Annotated in this window: 3 protein-coding genes; 1 reads left to right on the forward strand and 2 read right to left on the reverse strand. The window is 70.3% G+C overall.

Annotated features, from left to right (window positions below; translation table 11 throughout):
• Positions 1–35: 35 nt before the first annotated feature.
• Both VGR37_13400 and VGR37_13405 read right to left on the reverse strand, forming a co-directional pair.
• The gene (locus VGR37_13400) at positions 36–245 is read right to left on the reverse strand and encodes a hypothetical protein (protein HEV2148392.1); all 210 of its coding nucleotides are present in this window, start codon (positions 243–245) and stop codon (positions 36–38) included.
• A 183-nt stretch (positions 246–428) separates the two neighbouring features.
• On the reverse strand, positions 429–1,466 hold the full coding sequence (locus tag VGR37_13405; GenBank protein ID HEV2148393.1) for a sigma-54 dependent transcriptional regulator: 1,038 nt from the start codon (positions 1,464–1,466) through the stop codon (positions 429–431).
• A gap of 590 nt (positions 1,467–2,056) precedes the next feature.
• Between VGR37_13405 and VGR37_13410 the strand changes: the two genes are divergently transcribed.
• On the forward strand, positions 2,057–4,549 hold the full coding sequence (locus tag VGR37_13410; protein ID HEV2148394.1) for a TonB-dependent receptor: 2,493 nt from the start codon (positions 2,057–2,059) through the stop codon (positions 4,547–4,549).
• The last annotated feature ends 52 nt before the right edge of the window (positions 4,550–4,601 follow it).

Consider the following 4,601-nt stretch of genomic DNA (forward strand, 5'->3'; position numbering starts at 1 on the left):
CCCCCCCCCCCCACCACGGTGACGAAGCCGCTCAGTTACATTCTCTCGACCGGGGTGGTGCCGCCGCCGCAGTCGTTGTAGCACACCCCGTTCGTGACGCAGCAGTTCGCGCCGTCGGAGCACTTCTCCCCGTTGAGGTAACAGTCCTGGATGGTCACGTCGCCCGGCTCCTGCGCCTGGCCGAGGTACGCGCCTCCCAGGCCGATCACGGCGATGGCGCCCAGGTTGAGGAAGAGCTTCCGCATGGTGCCTCCTTGAGATGGGAACGGTTGAACTGCACGACAGCGCTCTCCCAAGGCAACTGAGATGCCGCTTGGCATCCCTCGATCAACGCTCTCGCAACCCGCTGCCATGCAATTGTTTGTGGGTTCATCCCGGTCGCCCGCCGTCGCCGTTGAGACACCGTTCGATCAGCGTTCGGACGCCGTTCAAACGGTGGGAGCACCGCTGCCCCCGGAGGGCGGCGCCTGGGAGGCGCCTCCTCTCCCGGCGAGGCTCACCACCGTCTCCGCCGCTTCTCCGGCATCGCCTCTGGCCACCTCCGTGGCGCCCTCGCGGTAACCGAATGCGCGGAGCTTCGCCCAAAGGGTAGATCGGGCCATACCCAGACGCCGGGCCGCAGCCGCCTTGTTCCCGCCGCAGGCCTGGAGGGCGAGGCGGATCTCCTCCATCTCCCGCAGCGGATCTCCCGGGGCGGTGTAACGGGCGCTGTCTCTCTCGGACACGGACCCGGCGCGGCGAGTCGCCATGGAGCGGCCCCATGCACGCAGGTCCGGGGGGAGGTGCTGCGGGCGGATGACGGCCCCACAGGCGAACACGGCTGCCGCTGCGAGGGCGTTCTCCAGTTCGCGGATGTTGCCCGGCCACGGGTAATCCAGAATTACGGCAAGTGCTTCCGGGCAGATCGGTGACTCCGCACCCGTGGAGCCATCGCGGAGTACATGCTCTACGATGGCCGGGATCTCATCGCGCCGCTCCCGCAGCGAAGGAACTCGGTACTGCAGCACGGAGAGCCGATAGTACAGGTCCTGGCGAAAGCGCTTCTGCCGCACCATCTCTGCGAGGTCATGATTGGTGGCGGCGACGACCCGCACGTCGACGAGTACCTCCCGCATAGACCCGAGCCGGCGAATGACCCCTTCTTCGAGAACCGCGAGGAGCTTCGCCTGGACGTTTAGAGGGATCTCGCCGATCTCATCCAGGAAGAGGATTCCCCCGTCAGCGGCCTCGAAGAGGCCCTCCCCGCCCTCTCGCGCATCGGTGAACGCACCCCGCACGTGCCCGAACATCTCCCTTTCAAACAGGCTCTCCGGGATCGCGGCGCAATTCACCCGCACGAAAGGGCGGTCCGCCCGCGGCCCGCAGCGGTGGAGCTCCTTCGCGAGGTACGTCTTTCCCGCTCCCGTCTCGCCGTAAAGGATGACGGGATGGCAGCAATCGGCTGCGAGCCCGACGAAAGCTCGCATGTCTTCGGAGAACTGAGGGGGGAGCGGGTATCTCTCTCGGGCTCCCGAGACAAGACGCTGGCGGTTACTGCGCACTGATCGATCTTGCAGTGCCTGCGTGGCGCTGTTCCGTAGCGGCAGAGTCAATCCTGACCTCCTGCGTGCCGGTGTTGGTGGGGCGCCGGTGTCCCGAAGCTAACCATTTGCGTGGCGCGTCTTTAAGGGGCGCGTGCAGCATGGCATGAACATTCGTTTCCGCAATATCGTGCGGCAACTATCTGCACGCAAGGGGTGGCCGAAAAGTCACCCACGCCGCTCGCGCCGCCCGTGCTCATAGCACACCCCCCTCGCCCCTCCGCCCCTCCGCCCCCCGTCCGCCGCACCTCGTCCCCTCGCTGCCGAGCTTCGTCCCCCGTCCGTGGCGCCGTTCCCCGCCCGCCGCGATCATCCATCCCGCGGCCGACACCCTGGGCAACGCTCCGGAGCCCGGAGGCATCCTACGGGAGGACCGGCGCGGGCAGCCGGTCCTCCGCCCGCAACGACCGACCCCAGCCGCCGCCCGACCGTGGCCGGCGGCGCCCCACCCACCCTCGTCAGGCAAGCAACCTTCCATGAAGCACATACGTGGTGCGCTCCTCGCCCTTGCGGTCGCCGGTGCTCCGGCGGCGCTCCAGGCCCAGGTCCCCGGGCAGGGGGCCCCCGCCGGCGCGCGGCCCCAGGCACCGGCCGGGCAGATCCGCGGCGCGGTGATCGACGCCGCTACCGGGAAGCCGGTCCCCGGCGCCAGCGTCGGCGTCTGGAGCGCCGCCGATTCGTCGCTGGTCACCGGGGCCGTGGCCGGCGCCGACGGCCTGTTCCGCATCGAGGGGCTGCGGCCGGGGCGCTACTACCTGAAGGTGGGGGCGCTGGGCTACACCCCGGCCGGGCCCACGGTGGCCCTCACCCCGCAGGCGCTGCAGGCCGACCTGGGGCAGGTCCGCCTCGACGCCTCCGCGGTGGCGCTGGAGGGGCTGGAGGTCCGCGCCGAGCGGAACACCGTGGCGCTGGCGCCGGATCGCAACACCTACGCGGCCAGGGAGCTCGCCCCCGCCGGGGGGACCGCCACGGACGTGCTGCGCAGCGTCCCGGCGGTGGAGGTGGACGGCGACGGCAACGTGAGCCTGCGCGGCAACCCCAACGTGGCGGTGCAGCTCAACGGGCGCGCGGCCCCCATGCGCGGGGCCCAGCTCGCCGCCTTCCTGCAGCAGCTCCCGGCCAACCTGGTGGAGCGGGTGGAGGTCGTCCCCAACCCCTCGGCCAAGTACGATCCCGAGGGGATGGCGGGGATCGTCAACATCGTCATGAAGCAGAACACCGACCTCGGCGCCAGCGGCGGGCTGATGGCGACCGTGGGGAGCGGCAACAAGTACAGCGGCTCCGGGAACCTGGGATACCAGCGGGGCCCGCTGACGCTGTTCGGGAGCTACGGGCTGAACCTGGACGAGCGCCAGACCTCGGGCTACCACCTGCTGCAGACCGCCGGCACGCAGCCGGAGCCGTTCCAGCGCCAGGAGATCGCCGGGCTGGCCGACGTCACGGGGCACGTCCTGAACACCAGCGCCGACCTGAAGCTGGGAAAGCGGAACACGCTCTCGTCCACCTTCATGCTGAGCGACCGCTCCATCGCCCTGGACACCCGGAACGCCTTCTTCCAGCTGGGCTCCGGGAGCGGCGTCACCGGCCGGTCGCGCAACGTGACCGACAACCGCGGGAGCGACCAGACCCTGGACGCCTCGCTCGCCTTCAAGCGGGTCGTGGCGCCGCAGCGGAACGAGCTCTCGGCCGAGCTGCGCTTCAACCGGGCGGACTTCGGGACCGCCAACCTCTTCACCGGCGAGTCGCTCTCGCTGGACGGGACGCCGCTGGGCGACGAGCCCACGCGGAAGAGCACGGAGATGGGGGCGCTGGCGAGCAACGCCACCCTGCAGGCGGACTGGACCCGGCCACTGGGGGAGCGGAGCAAGCTGGAGACGGGGTACAAGGGCACGCTCCGCTGGCTGGACAACGAATACCGCGTGGAGAGCTTCTCGCACCCGCAGAACGCCTGGCTCGACGACGCCCGCCTGAGCAACGACTTCGAGTACGACGAGCAGGTGCACGCCGTCTACGGCGTCCTGAGCCACGGGGTCGGGAAGGTGTCGCTGCAGGGCGGGCTCCGCGCCGAGCGGGCCACCTCCGAGTTCGCGCTGGCGGGGGGCGGCACCTACGACGCCGACAAGACCAGCTTCTTCCCCAGCGCGCTCGCCGCGTACGACCTGAGCGACTCCCGCCAGCTCAAGGCGAGCTACTCGCGGCGGATCCAGCGGGTGGACACGCGACTGCTGAACCCGTTCGCCTTCCACGAGGACGAGCGCAACGTCATGGTGGGCAACCCGGAGCTGACGCCGGAATTCACCCACGCCTTCGAGCTGGGCTACCAGCAGTCGTGGCCCAAGGGCTCGCTGCAGGTGACGCCGTTCTACCGGCGCACGGAGGACGCCATCCGGCGCACCCGCACGGTGGGCGACGACGGGGTCACCACCAGCACCTTCAGGAACCTGGCGACCAGCGAGTCGTTCGGCACCGACGTCACGGGCTCGCTCCGGCTGGGCGACCGCTTCAGCGGCTTCGCGGGGCTCAACGCCTTCCGGATGGAGACGGACGGGAGCAACGTCGCGCCGGGGCTCCGGACCGACGCCCTGGGGTGGTCGGCGCGACTGAACGGCAGCTTCAAGGTGAACCCCAGGCTGGACGTGCAGGGGATGGTGATGTACCGCGCCCCCATGGACGTGGAGCAGGGCCGCATCTCTGCCTTCACCATGACCAACCTTTCGCTGCGGCAGAAGCTCCGGGGCGACCGCTCCAGCCTGAGCCTGCGGGTGATGGACCCCTTCAACACCATGGGCTTCACCGTCCGCACGGACGACGGGCGCTTCATCCAGGAGAGCCGGCGCCGCTGGGGAGCGAGGGCGGTGTTCCTGGGCTTCAACACCAGCTTCGGCCGGCCGCCGCGGATCCGGCAGCCGCGCCCGGAGCAGCAGCAGCCCGGCCAGGATCCCACCGGCGGGCTCCCCTACGGGGGCTGAGCCGGCGGGCCGGGGAGGAAAGCGGCGGGGGGGAGGCGAATCGCCTCCCCCC

The organism is Longimicrobiaceae bacterium (genome assembly GCA_035936415.1).
GTDB lineage: Bacteria > Gemmatimonadota > Gemmatimonadetes > Longimicrobiales > Longimicrobiaceae > JAFAYN01.